The following is a 16417-nucleotide window of genomic DNA, read 5'->3' as shown; positions in this document are numbered from 1 at the left end:
CGCAAGAGCCAAGCCGAGTTCGTCTGCTCCTTCTGCGGCTTCACCTGCAACGCGGACACCAACGCAGCCATCAACGTCGCGGCAGGACAGGGCGGGATCCCCCGCCCCCGGCGATCAGCCGGTGCCGGAGGGACGACACCGCCCAAACAGCGGTCGAACGTCCGTGAACCCCAACCCAAATGGGTTGGAATCCCCCTCTTTTAAGAGGGGGAGGATGTCAAACAGACGAGCAGGCCGTCACGTCAGGTCAGGGGAAGGGGCACACAAACGCAGCGGCCGTTCCTCAGCGCTTCGTTGCTTGACACCTCGAAGCGTGAGGAACGGCCGCCTGCGTCGTCCTGGGAAGAACCGCGGATCAGCTCGTCGAGTGACCCGCGACGTCACACCGCAAACTCAGACGGTGGACGACGCTTCGGCCCGGCTCTTCGCGGACTCGTGCGGCGCCGTCTCCTGTGGCGCCAGGCCCGGCCGCCAGAAGCGCGGCCCCAGGTCCAGGGCCAGCGCCGGAACCAGCAGACTGCGTACCAGGAACGTGTCGAGGAGGATGCCGACCGCTACGAGCAGCCCCTGCTGCAGTGCGCTCACCGTGGGGATGGCCGCAAGGACGCAGAACGTGGCAGCCAGCACCACACCCGCCGACGTGATGACACCGCCGGTCACCGTTACCGCGGTGAGGATTCCCTCGCGGTGCCCGCGCAGCCGCACCTCTTCCTTTGCGCGTGTCATCAGGAAGATGGTGTAGTCGACGCCCAGCGCGACGAGGAAGATGAAGCCGAACAGCACCAGCCCGCGGTCGATCTTCGCGTGGTCGAGTGCGTGGAACAGCAGCGAGGCCGTGCCGACGGCCGCCGCGAACGACAGCACCACGGACCCGAGCAGCACCGCGGATGCGATGGTCGCCCGCAGCAGGATGAAGAGCATCACCAGCACCACCGCAAGGATCAGCGGGATCAGCAGCGTCTCCTCGTCACCCTGCGCCTCGGAGACGTCGAGCGCCACCGCGCTCTGGCCCCCGACGACCGCGTCGGCTGCCGGCCCGGTCGATCCGTCCAGCGCCGTCCTGATGTCCCGGACGGTGTCCTTGGCGGCCGCGGAGTCCGGAGCGTCGCGGAGCACTGCTGTCAGGTGCGTCCAGCCGCCCTTGGCCACCTGGGTGCTGACGGAGGACACACCGGGCACCTTGGCGACGACGGCCGTCGCAGATTCGGCCCCGGCGTCGCGGACGTACACATCCGCAGGAGCAGACGAGCCTGCGGGGAAGTGCTTGGCCAGAACCTGCTGGCCGGTGACCGAGTCGACCTTGCCGGTGAACTGCTCCGCCTGCGTCTGGCCGGTCTGCACGCCGGCGATGCCCAGCGCCATGACACCCAGCACCAGCGCCGTGCCGATCCACACCGCGCGCGGGCGCCGTCCCACGGCCTCGGCAATCTTTGCCCACGTGCCGTGCCCCTGCGCCGAGTTCGGGTCGTATCCCGCAGTGACGCGCGGCTTCACGGGCCAGAACACCCAGCGGCCCAGGATCACCAGCAGCGCCGGCAGCAGCGAGGTCATGGCGAAGAACACCAGGACCACACCGATGGCGACGACCGGTCCCAGACCCTGGGTGCTGTTCATGCTGCCGAACACCAGGCACAGCGACGCGATCGTCACCGTCGCGGCGGAGGCGGCCAGGGCCGACAGCGAGCCGTGCACGGCCAGCGACATCGCCGTGTGGCGGTCTTCGTGCCGGTGCAACTCCTCCCGGTAGCGGGAGATGAGCAGCAGGGCGTAGTCGGTGCCCACGCCTACCGAGAGCACCATGAGCACGTAGGCGCTCTGACCGTTGACCATCAGCCCCGCATGCTTGGCAAGGAGGTAGACCACGCCGCTCGCCACCTGGCTGGCCAGCCCCACGGTGATCAGCGGAATCAGCCACAGCACCGGGCTGCGGTAGGTCACGAGCAGCAGCAGCGCCACCACGCCGAGCGCGACACCCAGCAGCGCGCCGTCCATGCCGGAGTAGACCTCGGCGAAGTCGGCGATGCTCCCGGCCTCGCCGGTGATCTTGATGTCGAGACCAGCGGGGGCGCCGTTGGAGGTGAGCTTGCCGGCTTCGGTCACCTTGTCGGTGAGCACCTTGTTGTCGCTGGGCGAGGTGCGCAGCGGAACGCTCACGAAGGCCGCGACCTTGTCCTCGGAGACCACGGCAGAGGAGACCTTGCCGATGGCCACCTTGTCGGCGAGCCGGGCACGATCGCCGTCGATCCGGGACAGGTCTGCCTGGGTGAGGCCTCCCTCGCGGGCGTAGACGATGACTGCGGTGCTGGAGTCCTTGTCGGCGAAATACTGCTCCGCGAGCTGCACCGCCTTGGTCGACTGGGCGCTCGACGGCAGCCAGGCCTCAGGGTCGTTGTCCTGTACGTCTGCCAGGCCGGCGGCCAGCGAGCCACCGATACCCATGAGCAGGAACCACAGCACAAGCACGACCCACTTGGAGCGCCGGCCGGCGACGAAGGCAGCGTATCGGCTCACAACGGTGGGGGAAGGAACGGGCGGTGGAACCGTTTCTGTGGGGGATGGTGCCGGGGTCTGGATCGTCATGTGACGCTCACCGAGGGTCAGGAGCCGTGGAGCGGGGGCTCGTACGGAACTGGGTACACAAAGGTTCTTCACCAGAGGGATGGAGTCCTGGTGGAGCGTCCCTCGAGTTGGCTTGAACTCGGATTCCCTCGCCCGATGGCGGTCCGTTTCCGGCCGAATTCCTGACCTCAGCCTTATGCGGTCGAGCAGGGGGCGCGCTATGCGGGAGTTCAGCCCGGGAAGGGGTCCGGGGCGGCGCGGGGAGGGTGGGGGCGGGGCGGTCGGACGAGAAGAATGGCGGCCGCGGAGCCGACGGGCCGGGTGGTCAGCGGTCTCCTGCCGAGGTGATGCGCCGGCGCCCCGGCCACCCCCGGATGCACGGACGGACGGCCGGGCGCGGGTACGGACGGCGCGTCAGGCGGACGGTGTGCAGTCAGGGCTCGCGGCGGAACGTGGAGACCTGGATGCCCTGGGGGCGGCCGCGATCGCGGAGTGCACCGCGCGCAGGCCCCGCTCCGCGCCCTCCTTGGCGGCGGCGCGGACGAGGCGGCGGGCGGTGGCCCGGGCCCGGTCGCGCACCTCGCCGCTGTTGCCGATCCCGTCGAGCAGCACGTACGACCGGGTGCCGCGATGAGGGAACGTCGGGGTGAAATCGCACTGGACCGGTCACCCGTCAGCTGTGCGGTCGCACAGGAGCGCATGAGGTTCCTTGGAGCGGTGGCACAGGCACGCATGAGGCTCGCTCGAGCAGTGACACAGACGCGCATGAGGCTCCCTAATCGCCGCTGGTCACTGGAGGGGGCGTGCCGCCGCTCGAAAGGTTTGCCTCGTTCGCCGGTCCCACCCGTGGGGCGGGATCCGTCAGTGTTGTGGCGGACGGAAGAACGAAGAACACCACTGAGGGAGCACCCGATGAAGGCTCGTATGACGAACGCCGCCAAGGTTCTGCCGGACGCCATGAAGGGCATTCAGAACCTCTACAAGGCCATTCACCAGGGCGGGGTCGACCAACACACGCTGGACCTGGTGCACCTGCGCGCGAGCCAGATCAACGGCTGCAGCTCCTGTGTCCACGCCGGCGTCACGGGCGCCAAGAAGGCCGGGGAGACCGACGAGCGCCTGCACGCCGTCGCTGCCTGGCGCGAGGCGCCGTTCTTCTCGGACGCCGAGCGCGCCGCCCTGGCACTGACCGAGGCCGCCACCCGGCTGGCCGACCACAGCGGGCAGGCCGTGCCGGACGCGGTCTGGGACGAGGCCGCCGACCATTTCACGGAGCAGCAGCTCGCCGCGATCATCCTCATGATCGCGACGACGAACTTCTTCAACCGGCTGAACGCCACCGTCCAGGAGCCCGCGGGCGCCGCCTGGAGCTAGGCACTCCCCAGAGGCCGACAGGACGGCCGCGAGGCCGTCCTGTCGGCCGGTGCGCGGGGACGGGAAGGCGGGATCACGAGGGCCTCACGGATCGCGGCCGCCAGCGGTACGGAAGGCCTTCACCAGGAGCGCGGACGGGTGCTCGGGACCGCCCGCGACGAAGCTGCCGAAGCCCGCGAACACCGGAGGCGGGCCCGCCCCGAGAAACTCCGCCGGGCGTGCGCCGGGTTCCCAGGACGGCGGGGGGACGGCCGCCGGCAGCCGCACATCTCGTGTCCCTGGGGCCGGTCCGCGGGGCGGGGCACCACCGTGGAGTTGCAGCCGCGCGGGACCTAGGCGGCGGGGAGTCCGAGGAGCTGCCCCTGGAGAGCGGCTGACGGGGCCTCGGGGGCGACAACTGCCATGGATCTCCTAATCATTCATAGTCGTCTCTGGTCAGGCATCTCACGTAGCTTGGTTTTGTGAGGCTTTCGGAGTGGGCGCGTCAGCAGGGCGTGAGCTACCAGACCGCCTGGCGGTGGGTGAAGGACGGGAAGATGCCCGTGCCGGTCCGTCAGGCGCCGTCCGGGACGTGGCTGGTCGACGAGGTTGCCGCCACGTCGTCCGGGCGCGTGGTGGCGTACTGCCGTGTGTCGTCAGCCGATCAGAGGGCCGACCTGGATCGGCAGGTCGCGCGGGTGGTGTCCGGCGCGAACGGACTGGGCCTGGCTGTCGCGGAAGTCGTGACCGAGGTCGGGTCGGGGCTGAACGGGCGCCGTCGCAAGCTGCACCGGCTCCTCGCCGACCCGGACACGGCTGTGATCGTGGTCGAGCACCGTGACCGGCTGGCCCGGTTCGGCGTCGAGCACCTGGAGGCCGCGCTGTCGGCGTCCGGCCGGCGCCTGGTCGTCCTCGACCCTGCCGAGACCGCCGACGATCTCGTGCGGGACGTCACCGAGGTGCTGACCTCGATGTGCGCCCGCCTGTACGGGCGGCGGGCGGCGAAGACCCGGGCCGCCCGCGCGGTGGCCGTGGCGACCGGCGAGGCCGTCGAGTGAAGAAGTTCCGGCCGCAGCCCGGGTTCGTGGTGCAGGCGTACCGGTTCGCGCTGGACCCGAACGCCGCCCAGGAGGCCGCTCTTCGGTCGCACTGCGGTGCGGCGCGCGCGGCATACAACTGGGCTGTCGGCTGGGTGACCGCGTCGTGGTGGCAACGCCGGGCCGAGGAGACGTACGGCGTCGCCGGGGCGGAGCTGACCGAGTGGCGGCCGTGGTCGCTGCCATCGCTGCGTAAGGCGTTCAACGCCGCCAAGCACACGGACCCCCGGTTCGCCTCCTGGTGGGAGGAGAACTCCAAGGAGGCGTACAACACCGGCCTGTCGAACGCCGCGGCGGCGTTCGACAACTACGCCAAGTCCAAGCAGGGCAAGCGGCGGGGCAAGCAGCTCGGGATGCCCCGGTTCAAGTCGAAGCACAAGACACGCCTGTCCTGCCGGTTCACCACCGGCACCATCCGCCTCGACGCCGACGGACGGCACGTCACACTGCCCAGGCTCGGAACCATCCGCGTCCACGAGCCCACCGCCAAGCTCCTGCACCGCGTCCAGGCCGGCAGGGCGCGGATCCTGTCCGCGACCGTCCGCCACGAACGCGGACGCTGGTTCGCCGCCTTCCAGGTCGAGACCGCGCGGGACATCCGCCGCGTCGCACGCCCCGACGTCGCGGTCGGCATCGACCTCGGACTGAAGACCCTCGCAGTCATGGCCGACAGTGCAGGCGAGATCCGCACCGTGCCCAACCCGCGGCACCTGAACAGCGCCCTGAAACGGCTCCGCCGGGCCTCCCGTACGGTCTCCCGCCGACGCGGCCCCGACCGCCGCACCGGGCGGAAGTCCTCCCGCAGGTGGGAGAAGGCCAACGCCCAGCGCAACCGCGTGCACCACCGGGTCGCGAACCTCCGCGCGGACGCCCTGCACAAGCTCACCACGAGCGTTGCTGGCGAGTACGGCACCGTCGTGATCGAGGACCTCAACGTCGCCGGCATGGTGAAGAACCGGCGCCTGGCCCGGCACATCGCCGACGCCGGGTTCGGCGAAATCCGCCGCCAGCTCACTTACAAGACCCGCCAGCGCCACGCCACCCGCATCATCGCGGCCGACCGCTGGTTCCCCTCCTCCAAGACCTGTTCCGGGTGCGGCGTGGTGAAAGCCAAGCTGCCGCTGCACGTGCGGACCTACGCATGCGACGGGTGCGGCCTGGTCATCGACCGGGACACGAACGCGGCACGAAACCTCGCCGCCCTCGCAGCAACCGCAGTCACTGGTACCGGAGTGGCCGGAGACCAGGACACCCCCCGGGTGTCGAAACCCCGTGGAGCCGACCACAAGACCCGCACCACCCGCCCCCGCCGCAAGACGGGGACGGGGCGGGCAGGTGGCGCAACCCTGCCGCACCAGCAGCAGAAGGAAGCGGGAGACCGTCTTCAAGCCGAGCCCCTGACGCTCTGGTGATGTGACGGACCTTCCAGGCAGAAATGCCCGGAATGCTGAGACCTGACTACGGACTCAGCAACGGCTCTGTCGCGGGGAGCGAAGTGCGCTCCGCGTGACATGCTCGTGAACGTCCGGGCGTGTCCGGATCGGTCAGGAATCGAGAAGCTCGGTTCACGGAGCCGCCTCTAGCCTGCTCGCCATGGACATCACCATTCGCACGGCTTCTCTGCCGTATGACGACCCGGACGCTTCGCTCGCCTTCTATCGCGACGTCCTCGGTTTCGAGGTCCGCAGCGATGTCGGCCAGGGCAGGATGCGCTGGATCACGGTAGGCCCGGCCGGTCAGCGGGGCACCTCGATCCTGCTGACACCGCCTGCCGCCGATCCCGGCATCACCGAGGGCGAGCGCCGCATGGTCACGGAGATGATGGCCAAGGGCACCTACGGATGGATCCTGCTGGCCACCCCGGACGTCGACGCCGCGTTCGAGAAGGTGCAGGCCGGTGACACCGAGGTCGTCCAGGAGCCGACCGAGCAGCCGTACGGCATCCGCGACTGCGCCTTCCGCGACCCAGCGGGCAACCTGGTCCGCATCCAGGAGCTTCGCTGAGCAGTGCGGGTACCGATGCAGCCGTGCGGGCCGACATCGCCACCACCCATAAGGAACGCGGCGGCGCACCGGAGTGGGCATCCCCGACACGTCGAAGACGTCGTAAGGAAGACGTCGAAGGAAATCGAAGACGAAAGACGCAAGGAGGGGGTTCTCATGTGCAAGCCTGAATGGCGGCGTGCACGCATCCAGGCGCAGCGCCTGGCTGATCTCGCGCGGCTGCGCCGCGTCCGCGACCGGATCGACAGGGAATACGCGCAGCCGCTGGACGTGGAGGCGCTCGCCCGTGATGTGGACGTGTCCGCCGGGCACCTGAGTCGGCAGTTCCGGGCCGCCTATGGTGAGTCGCCGTACGCGTATCTGATGACGCGTCGCATCGAGCGGGCGACAGCGCTGCTGCGGCGGGGCGATGTCAGCGTCACCGAGGTCTGCTTCGCGGTCGGTTGCGCGTCGCTGGGCACGTTCACCACCCGCTTCACCGAGCTGGTCGGCATGCCGCCCGGGGCCTTCCGGCGCCAGACGGCGGAAGCGGCGGCCGGCCATGCCGATGCTGCGGGTGCCCCCCGCGATGCCGGGTCGGCGATCAAGTTGGAGGGGATGCCGGCGTGTGTGGCGAAGCAGGTCTCAAGACCGGTCAGGAATCGAGAAGCCCCGGCCGCCGCACGGCCCCTACGGTGATGGTCATGGCAACCACCACTTCCACCTCAGTTTCCACGTCCATCGCGGCCGTCACCCTTGAGGTGGCCGACCTCGAGGCCGCCCGGCGCTTCTACAGCGCCTTCGGCGTGGACACGTACCTGCACCTGCGGGCGTCCCAGGCGCACTCCACCGGATTCCGCGGCTTCACCCTGGCGCTCACGGTGTCCGGGCCGGCCACCGTCGACGGCTTCATCGGTGCCGCCGTGGACGCCGGCGCCACGGTCCTGAAGCCCGCCGCGAAGTCGCTGTGGGGCTACAGCGGCGTCCTCCAGGCCCCGGACGGGACGATCTGGAAGATCGCGACCTCGGCGAAGAAGGACACCGGCCCCGACACCCGCGAGATCGACGAGGTCGTCCTGCTGATCGGCGTCGAGGCGGTGAGGGCCACCAAGCAGTTCTACGTCGGCCGGGGCATGACCGTGACCAAGAGCGTCGGCAGCATGTACGTCGAGTTCGCCCCCGGTCAGTCCCACCCCGTCAAAATGGCGCTGTACAGGCGCCGCGCCCTGGCCAAGGAGGTCGGCGTCCCCGCCGACGGCACGGGCTCGCACCGCATCGTCCTCGGCAGTACCGCCGACGCCTTCACCGACCTGGACGGGTTCGTCTGGGAGGCTGCCGCCCCCACACCGTCCTGACCTCCGTCCCTGTGACAGCCGGGCCCCGGCCCGGATGTCCGACAGGTATACCTCTACAGCTCAAGGAGTACGGCATGAAGGCACACGTCAGCTCGATCCTTCTCGGCGTCCGGGACATGGACCGGGCCAAGGAGTTCTACACCGAGGGGCTCGGCTGGAAGGTCCAGAGTGACTACGGCATCTCGGTGTTCTTCGAATCGGACGGCGCCTCGCCCGTCGGCTTCTACAGCCGCGAAGGACTGGCCGACCAGGTGGGCACGGACCATGAGGGCAGCGGCTTCAGCGGACTGGTCCTGACCTACGTCGTCCGCAGCGAGGCGCGGGTCGACGAGATCATGGCGGAGGCCGCGAAGGCCGGCGCCACGGTCCTCAAGCCCGCCGGCGCTCTGGCGTGGGGCGGGTACGGCGGCACCTTCGCCGACCCGGACGGCTACGTCTGGAGTCTCGGCTTCAGCACCCAGGGAACCGACCAGCCCTACGCCGAGTAGCCGCGGTTCCCTGCCTCACAGCCGTCCCGGACACGGCGATGGGCCCGTGCGGGAAGCGGGAGCGGCCACTGGAGCCGGGCGGGCCGGATCCGCGGCGAGCCGGCAGAACAACAGGAGTTGACATCCTCCCGGGCCTAAAGGCCGGGGCACTCTCGCAAGATCAGAGGTAGATCATGAAGTTTCTGTCCCACGTCGAGCCGCCCGAGCCCATGCGGGGCCTGCTGGTTCCGCCCGAGGTGGTGGAAGCTCTCGGCGAGGGCTCGCGGCCACCGGTGACGATCACGCTCAACGGGCATTCCTGGAAGAGCCGGGTCGCCTTCCTGCGCGGCCGCCACCTGATCGGCCTCAGCCACGCCAACCGGCAGGCCGCGGGTGTCGAGATCGGCGAGGAGGTCGAGGTCGAGTTGGAGCTCGACACCGAGCCGCGCGTCGTCGTCGAGCCGGAGGATTTCGCCCGAGCCCTGGACGACGACCCGGTCGCCCGCGCCGCGTACGACCACCTCACGTACAGCCGCAAGCGCGAGCACGTGCGTGCCGTCGAGAGCGCGAAGATGCCCGAGACGCGCCGGCGGCGCATCGAGAAGGCCATCGCCACCCTGCGGGGCTGAGCCCGGGAGCAGGCCTCCGACGCCATACGCACCAGCCGTTCCTCAGCGCTTCGTTGGTCGACACCTCGAAGCGTGAAGAACGGCTGTTTGCGTTCTCCCGGGAAGAACCGCAGGTCAGTTACTGGGCGCCGCTGGGGGCAGCAGGCGGTGCAAGCGGGCCGCTATCGGTTCTCGACCGGTGATGCACCGGCGCATTCGAAGCTGCAGACACAGGGCGAGGTGAGAGCACCTCCGGTCGGCACGAGGAGTGCGTGATGCGCAAGGTCGTTTCCCGGGACGGTACGACGATCGCCTACGACAAGTCGGGCGAGGGCCCCCCACTCGTGCTGCTCAACGGTGCGTTCCGTGATCACACGATTTTCGACGAGCTCGTTCCCGAGCTGGCGCAGCACTGCACCGTGTATGCCTACGACCGCCGCGGGCGCGGCCAGAGCGGTGACGCTCCCGAGTACGCCGTCGAGCGGGAGATCGAGGATCTCCGGGCGGTGATCGAGGAGGCGGGCGGCTCAGCGGCCGTGTTCGCCGGGTCCACGGGCGCGAACGTGGCGCTCCAGGCGGCGCTCGCGGGCACGCCGATCGCCAAGCTGGCTCTCCACGAGCCGTTCTTCCGGGTCGAGGGGTTCCCGAAGCCCCCGTCGAACTCCGCGGAGACGCTCCGGGTCATCCTGGAGGAAGACCGGCGCGACGAGGCGGCCGAGTACTTCCTCGGCCCCGTCCTGGGCCTCACCCCCGACGCGGTCGCGCAGTGGCGCAGGAGCCCGATCTGGGCGATGAACGAGGCGAACGCGCACACGCTGCTGTACGACGTCAAGATCTGCGGCGACTTCACCGTCCCGGCCGGCCAACTCGCCGGATTCCGGACGGAGACGCTGGTCCTCAACAGCGACAGCACCAGCGCCTGGCTGCGTGCGGCGGCTGCGGCGACCGCGGCGGCCCTGCCCAACGGCCGGGGCCTCGAGCTGCCCGGATCCTGGCACCGGATCGACATGGACGTGCTCGGCCGGACGCTGGTCGAGTTCGCCACCGCCTGAAAGGTCCCGCCGCCCCTGCCCGCGAGCGACGCCCTGCAGCGCGGGGGACGTACGACCCATCCCTGAAAGTACGCCATCTACCTCCCGGGAGAACATCACCGTGACCACGGCTCACACCCTGGCCGCCGGGGACACCGCGGAGGCGGCCCCGGCCGCTGCGCGCGGCGCCACCGTGTGGCTGACCGGGCTGCCCAGCGCGGGCAAGACCACTCTCGCCCGCACCCTCGCCGAGCGCCTGCGCGCCCAGGGACACGAGGTCGAGGTGCTCGACGGCGACGAGATCCGCGCGTTCCTCTCTGCGGGCCTGGGCTTCACCCGTGAGGACCGGCACACCAACGTGCAGCGGATCGGCTTCGTGGCCGGGCTGCTGGCCTCCCACGGCGTCAAGACGCTGGTTCCGGTCATCGCCCCGTACGCCGACTCCCGCGCCGCCGTCCGTGCCCGGCACGCCGCCCGCGCCACACCGTTCCTGGAGATCCACGTGGCCACCCCGGTCACGCTCTGTTCCCAGCGCGACGTGAAGGGCCTGTACGCCAAGCAGGCGGCCGGCGAGATCTCCGGTCTCACGGGCGTCGACGACCCGTACGAGGCACCTGAGAGCCCGGAGCTGCGCATCCAGACGCAGGGCCGCTCGGTGGCCGATTCCGCAGCCGAGCTACACACCTTCCTGACCGAGAGGGGCCTGGCATGACGACCATGACCCATCGCCTGATCGAGGCGTCGGGGAACCCCTTCGCGCTGACGCACCTGGACTCGCTGGAGTCCGAGGCGGTCCACATCTTCCGCGAGGTGGCGGGCGAGTTCGAGAAGCCGGTGATCCTCTTCTCCGGCGGCAAGGACTCGATCGTCATGCTGCATCTGGCGCTCAAGGCGTTCGCACCGGCACCGGTGCCGTTCGTGCTGCTGCACGTCGACACCGGTCACAACTTCCGCGAGGCCATCGACTACCGGGACCGCACGGTGGCGCAGCACAACCTGCGCCTGCACGTGGCCTCGGTCCAGGACTACATCGACGCCGGCAAGCTCAAGGAGCGCCCCGACGGCACCCGCAACCCGCTGCAGACCGTCCCGCTGACCGAGGCGATCCAGCAGCACAAGTTCGACGCCGTCTTCGGCGGCGGCCGCCGCGACGAGGAGAAGGCCCGCGCCAAGGAACGCGTCTTCTCCCTGCGCAACGAGTTCTCCCAGTGGGACCCGCGCCGCCAGCGCCCCGAGCTGTGGCAGCTCTACAACGGCCGCCACGCGCCGGGCGAGCACGTGCGCGTCTTCCCGCTCTCCAACTGGACCGAGCTGGACGTGTGGCAGTACATCGCCCGCGAGAAGATCGAACTGCCGGAGATCTACTTCGCCCACGAACGGGACGTCTTCCTGCGGGGCGGCATGTGGCTGACCGCCGGCGAGTGGGGCGGCCCGAAGGACGGCGAGACGGTCGAGAAACGGCTCGTCCGCTACCGCACCGTGGGCGACATGTCCTGCACCGGCGCCGTCGACTCCGACGCCGCCACGCTCGACGCGGTGATCGCCGAGATCGCCGTCTCCCGCCTCACCGAGCGGGGCGCGACCCGGGCCGACGACAAGATGTCCGAGGCCGCGATGGAAGACCGCAAGCGCGAAGGGTACTTCTAGCGATGACCACCACCACCGAGCAGCTCAGCGCCACCACGCTGCTGCGCTTCGCCACCGCGGGTTCCGTCGACGACGGCAAGTCCACCCTGGTCGGCCGCCTGCTGCACGACTCCAAGTCGGTCCTCACCGACCAGTTGGAGGCCGTCGCACAGGTCTCGGCCGGCCGCGGACAGGACACCCCCGACCTGGCCCTGCTCACCGACGGCCTGCGGGCCGAGCGGGAGCAGGGCATCACCATCGACGTCGCCTACCGCTACTTCGCCACCGCCCGCCGCCGGTTCATCCTCGCCGACACCCCCGGGCACGTGCAGTACACCCGCAACATGGTCACCGGCGCCTCCACCGCCGACCTCGCGGTCGTACTCGTCGATGCCCGCAACGGCATGGTCGAGCAGACCCGCCGGCACACTGCGGTCGCCGCCCTGCTGCGGGTGCCCCACGTGGTCCTGGCCGTCAACAAGATGGACCTCGTCGGCTACGAGGAGTGCGTCTTCGCGAAGATCGCCGAGGAGTTCACCTCGTACGCCGCCACGCTCGGGGTCAAGAACGTCGTGGCGATCCCGCTCTCCGCGCTGGCCGGCGACAACGTCGTCGAGCGCTCCGCCACCATGGACTGGTACGGCGGCCGGACCCTGCTGGAGCACCTGGAGACCGTCCCGGTCGGCAGCAACCCGAGGGAGGAGCCCGCCCGCTTACCGGTCCAGTACGTGATCCGCCCGCAGACTGCCGAGCACCTCGACTACCGGGGCTACGCCGGCCAGATCGCCTCCGGCGTGCTGCGGGTCGGGGACGCCGTCACCGTCCTGCCCTCCGGCCACACCACTGCCGTCGCGGCCATCGACGCGCTCGGCACGCAGACGGACGTCGCCTGGGCGCCCCAGTCCGTCACCGTCCGGCTCACCGACGACGTCGACGTCTCGCGCGGCGACCTGATCGCGGCCGGGGGCACGGCCGGGGCGCCCACCAAGGACATCGAGGCCAGCGTCTGTCACCTCAACGAGCGCCCCCTGCACGTCGGCGCCAAGGTCCTGCTCAAGCACACCACCCGCACCGTGCGCGCCGTGGTCAAGGACATCTCGTACCGGATCGACATCAGCACGCTCGAACGGCGCCCCGGTGCCGAGGGCCTGCAGGTCAACGACATCGGCCACGTCGTGCTGCGCACGGCCGAGCCGCTCGCGCTCGACCCCTACGCCGACAACCGCCGCACGGGCTCGTTCCTGCTGATCGACCCGGCCGACGGCACCACCCTCGCAGCCGGCATGGCGGATGAGCCCTTCGAGACCGTACGGCGCGCGGCCGAAGCAACCAACGAGGAGGACTGGGTCTGATGCACTGCCAGACGATCGGGCGCGTGGCCATGGCGGCCGTAGCGGTGACCGCGGCTGCCGGACTGCTGTCGGGCTGCGGCTACGGCTCCAGTGCCGAGGCAGCCCCGGCGAAGCAGACCGACGGCGCCTCGGGTGCGAAGCTCTCCGCCGACACCGTGAAGATCGGCTACTTCCCGAACCTCACGCACGGGACCGCCCTGGTGGGCCTGCAGGACGGCCTGTTCCAGAAGGAGCTGGGGTCGACCCGGATCAAGTCCCAGCTCTTCAACGCCGGTCCAGCCGAAAACGAGGCGCTCAACGCCGGTTCGATCGACATCGGCTGGACCGGCCCGAACTCGGCGATCAACGGCTACGTCAAGTCGCACGGCACGTCCTTGCGGGTCATCGGCGGCGCAGCCTCCGGCGGTGTCAAGCTGGTGGTCAACCCGGCGAAGATCAGCTCGCTGGACGACCTCCGGGGCAAGAAGCTCGCCACCCCGCAGCTGGGCGGTACCCAGGACGTCGCCCTGCTCAACTATCTGGCAGGCAAGGGCTACAAGGTGGACGCGGCCTCCGGCTCGGGCGACGTCAGTGTGCTCCGTACGGAGAACAAGGTGGTGCCGGAGGCGTACAAGTCCGGCTCCATCGACGGCGCCTGGGTGCCCGAGCCGACCGCCTCCAGGCTGGTCACGCTCGGCGCGAAGGTCCTGCTGGACGAGAAGTCGCTGTGGCCGGACGGCAAGTTCGTGACCACCGACATCATCGTCTCGCAGAAGTTCCTGACCGCGCACCCCGACGTGGTCGAGGCCGTGCTGCGCGGCTCGCTGGCGGCCAACGCCTTCATCAAGGCCGACCCGGAGAAGGCGAAGGCCGACGCCAACCTGCGGATCAAGGCCGACACGGGCAATGCGCTGCCGCCCGCCATCCTCGACCCCGCGTGGGCAAGCATCGACTTCATCGACGACCCGCTGGCCGGCACCCTGCAGACCGGGGCCGACCACGCGGTCGCCGCGGGCCTGCTCGACAAGCCCGAACTCTCCGGGATCGTCGACCTGACCCTGCTCAACAAGGTACTCACGGCGGCGGGCCGGCCCGCCGTGGCGGACGCCGGGCTCGGCGTCAAGTGACGACCCGCACCCCGTAGCTCCGCGCAGTGCCCCCGTCCACGCCCGCAGGAGGTTTCCGCAATGACCACGGCACTGACCATCCCGAAGTGCGTCCCCGTCGTCGAGACCACGGACGACTACCCAGCGGTCCGGCTCTCGCACGTCTCCAAGGCCTTCGGCCGCCCCGGTGCGGGCTCCGTCGTGCTCGACGACATCAACCTGGACGTGGCCCCGGGCGAGTTCGTCACCCTGCTCGGCGCTTCCGGCTGCGGCAAATCCACCCTGTTGAACCTGGTGGCGGGGCTCGACGAGCCCAGCGCCGGAACCATCGACGTACCCGGCACCCGGCCGTCGCTGATGTTCCAGGACCACGCGCTGTTCCCGTGGCTGAGCGCGGGTCGGAACATCGAGCTGGCGCTGCGCCTGGCGGGCGTGCCGCGCGAGAACCGTAGGCCCGAGGCCGAGCGACTGCTGGAGCTGGTCCGCCTCGGCGGCGCGTACCGCAAGCGGGTGCACGAGCTCTCCGGCGGCATGCGCCAGCGCGTGGCCGTGGCGCGCGCGCTCGCCCAGGGCAGCACCGTACTGCTGATGGACGAGCCGTTCGCCGCACTCGACGCCATCACCCGGGACGTCCTGCACGAGGAGATCACCCGGATCTGGAACAAGCGCAAGCTCACCGTCCTGTTCGTCACCCACAACGTCAGAGAGGCCGTGCGCCTCGCCCAGCGCGTCGTCCTGCTGTCGTCCCGGCCCGGCCGGATCGCCCGGGAGTGGCGCGTCGACCTGCCGCATTCGCTGCGGGGCGAATCCGCCGAGGTCGCGGCGCTGTCCATCGAAATCACCGAGCACCTGCGTGGGGAGATACGCCGCCATGTCCAGCACTGACACCCGGCCCGCGGCGAGCGGCCGCGCCGCCCGCCGCGACGGCGCGGGGGCCGGCCTCGACACGCTGGGGGCCGGCCTCGACGCGCTGGGGGCCGGCCTGGACGCACTGGAGGCCGGCCACGCGCAGCGCGCCTCGTTCAGCCAGGTACTGAGGGCGAAAGTGCTGCCGCCGATCCTGGGCGTCGTGCTGGTCGTCGGTCTCTGGCAGCTCGCCTACAGCCTGCACCTGGCCAGCCCCGAGAAGCTGTCGAGTCCGGCCGACGTGTGGCACGCGCTCACGCTCCTCTGGAGCGACGGCACCCTGTTCTCCGTCATCTGGACCAGCCTCTGGCGCGGCGTCACAGGCTTCGTGGCGGCCGTCGCGATCGGTACGCCGATCGGCCTGCTCGTCGCCCGGGTCAAGCCGATACGGGCCGCCATCGGGCCGGTGCTGACGGGCCTGCAGTCGCTGCCTTCGGTCGCCTGGGTGCCGGCCGCCGTCATCTGGCTCGGCATCAACAACTCGGCCATGTACGCCGTGATTCTGCTGGGTGCGGCGCCCTCGATCGCCAACGGCCTGATCGCCGGGGTCGACCAGGTGCCGCCGCTGTTCCTACGGGCCGGTCGTACGCTCGGTGCGAACGGTCTGCGCGGCGCCCGGCACGTGCTGCTGCCCGCCGCCCTGCCCGGGTACCTGGCCGGTCTGAAGCAGGGCTGGGCGTTCTCCTGGCGGTCGCTGATGGCCGCCGAGCTCATCGCCTCCTCCCCCGATCTGGGGATCGGCCTCGGCCGCTACCTGCAGAACCAGCGGGAGTTCTCCGACATGCCGGGTGTGCTGCTCGGCATCATCCTGATCTTCGTCGTCGGCGTCGCCATCGACCTGCTGTTCTTCAGCCCGCTGGAGCGCCGGGTGCTGCGCAGCCGCGGACTGCTGGCCGCGCGCTGAGGCGCCCGTCCTCCAGCAAAACTCGACACGGTCCCGACGTCCTGTTGAGCACCGTTGCACAAGATGACCTCGGGCGGTTCCCCTACGAACG

17 protein-coding genes are annotated in these 16417 nt (G+C 70.2%); 15 read left to right on the top strand and 2 right to left on the bottom strand.

Going from position 1 to position 16417, the window contains the following annotated elements:
• Positions 1 to 393: 393 nt before the first annotated feature.
• Both ACZ4N5_RS37495 and ACZ4N5_RS37490 read right to left on the bottom strand, forming a co-directional pair.
• Positions 394 to 2511 carry an MMPL family transporter gene (locus tag ACZ4N5_RS37495; protein ID WP_467761487.1) on the bottom strand — a complete coding sequence of 706 codons (2118 nt, stop codon included), beginning with the start codon at positions 2509 to 2511 and terminating at the stop codon, positions 394 to 396.
• Positions 2512 to 2973: 462 nt separating this feature from the next.
• Positions 2974 to 3171, bottom strand: coding sequence for a hypothetical protein (locus tag ACZ4N5_RS37490; RefSeq protein WP_467761486.1), 198 nt, complete (start codon positions 3169 to 3171; stop codon positions 2974 to 2976).
• A gap of 300 nt (positions 3172 to 3471) precedes the next feature.
• On the opposite strand from ACZ4N5_RS37490, the gene ACZ4N5_RS37485 reads away from it, so the two are divergent.
• From ACZ4N5_RS37485 to ACZ4N5_RS37415, 15 genes are all read left to right on the top strand, one after another.
• Positions 3472 to 3933, top strand: coding sequence for a carboxymuconolactone decarboxylase family protein (locus tag ACZ4N5_RS37485; protein WP_326782977.1), 462 nt, complete (start codon positions 3472 to 3474; stop codon positions 3931 to 3933).
• Positions 3934 to 4394: 461 nt separating this feature from the next.
• Entirely contained in the window at positions 4395 to 4970 is a 576-nt protein-coding gene (locus ACZ4N5_RS37480) for an IS607 family transposase (RefSeq protein WP_467761485.1), read from the top strand.
• Entirely contained in the window at positions 4967 to 6421 is a 1455-nt protein-coding gene (tnpB, locus tag ACZ4N5_RS37475) for an IS607 family element RNA-guided endonuclease TnpB (RefSeq protein WP_467761484.1), read from the top strand. Before ACZ4N5_RS37480 ends, tnpB begins: the two co-directional genes overlap by 4 nt.
• 181 nt (positions 6422 to 6602) lie before the next feature.
• Positions 6603 to 7013, top strand: coding sequence for a VOC family protein (locus ACZ4N5_RS37470; RefSeq protein WP_467761483.1), 411 nt, complete (start codon positions 6603 to 6605; stop codon positions 7011 to 7013).
• A gap of 156 nt (positions 7014 to 7169) precedes the next feature.
• Positions 7170 to 7691, top strand: a complete 522-nt coding sequence (locus tag ACZ4N5_RS37465; protein WP_467761482.1) for a helix-turn-helix transcriptional regulator — start codon at positions 7170 to 7172, stop codon at positions 7689 to 7691.
• Entirely contained in the window at positions 7691 to 8347 is a 657-nt protein-coding gene (locus ACZ4N5_RS37460; RefSeq protein WP_467761481.1) for a glyoxalase, read from the top strand. The genes ACZ4N5_RS37465 and ACZ4N5_RS37460 overlap by 1 nt, the downstream gene beginning before the upstream one ends.
• Before the next feature lie 74 nt (positions 8348 to 8421).
• Positions 8422 to 8835, top strand: coding sequence for a VOC family protein (locus tag ACZ4N5_RS37455; protein ID WP_467761480.1), 414 nt, complete (start codon positions 8422 to 8424; stop codon positions 8833 to 8835).
• A 173-nt stretch (positions 8836 to 9008) separates the two neighbouring features.
• Complete coding sequence (locus ACZ4N5_RS37450) at positions 9009 to 9443, top strand: YdeI/OmpD-associated family protein (protein WP_326782981.1); 435 nt, start codon at positions 9009 to 9011, stop codon at positions 9441 to 9443.
• Positions 9444 to 9697: 254 nt separating this feature from the next.
• Positions 9698 to 10474, top strand: a complete 777-nt coding sequence (locus tag ACZ4N5_RS37445) for an alpha/beta fold hydrolase (protein ID WP_467761479.1) — start codon at positions 9698 to 9700, stop codon at positions 10472 to 10474.
• Positions 10475 to 10574: 100 nt separating this feature from the next.
• Positions 10575 to 11165, top strand: a complete 591-nt coding sequence (gene cysC / locus ACZ4N5_RS37440; RefSeq protein WP_467761478.1) for an adenylyl-sulfate kinase — start codon at positions 10575 to 10577, stop codon at positions 11163 to 11165.
• A 5-nt stretch (positions 11166 to 11170) separates the two neighbouring features.
• Positions 11171 to 12100, top strand: coding sequence for a sulfate adenylyltransferase subunit CysD (gene cysD, locus ACZ4N5_RS37435; protein WP_326790619.1), 930 nt, complete (start codon positions 11171 to 11173; stop codon positions 12098 to 12100).
• A gap of 2 nt (positions 12101 to 12102) precedes the next feature.
• Positions 12103 to 13431 carry a sulfate adenylyltransferase subunit 1 gene (locus ACZ4N5_RS37430; RefSeq protein WP_467761477.1) on the top strand — a complete coding sequence of 443 codons (1329 nt, stop codon included), beginning with the start codon at positions 12103 to 12105 and terminating at the stop codon, positions 13429 to 13431.
• Positions 13431 to 14537: an aliphatic sulfonate ABC transporter substrate-binding protein gene (locus ACZ4N5_RS37425; protein WP_467761476.1), complete on the top strand. Its 1107-nt coding sequence runs from the start codon at positions 13431 to 13433 to the stop codon at positions 14535 to 14537. The genes ACZ4N5_RS37430 and ACZ4N5_RS37425 overlap by 1 nt, the downstream gene beginning before the upstream one ends.
• A 60-nt stretch (positions 14538 to 14597) precedes the next feature.
• Positions 14598 to 15401, top strand: coding sequence for an ABC transporter ATP-binding protein (locus ACZ4N5_RS37420; protein ID WP_467761475.1), 804 nt, complete (start codon positions 14598 to 14600; stop codon positions 15399 to 15401).
• Complete coding sequence (locus ACZ4N5_RS37415; RefSeq protein ID WP_467761474.1) at positions 15388 to 16326, top strand: ABC transporter permease; 939 nt, start codon at positions 15388 to 15390, stop codon at positions 16324 to 16326. The genes ACZ4N5_RS37420 and ACZ4N5_RS37415 overlap by 14 nt, the downstream gene beginning before the upstream one ends.
• Positions 16327 to 16417: the final 91 nt, after the last annotated feature.

This window comes from Streptomyces sp. NPDC026500 (assembly GCF_055567635.1).
This window is presented reverse-complemented; position numbering and strand designations above follow the sequence as displayed.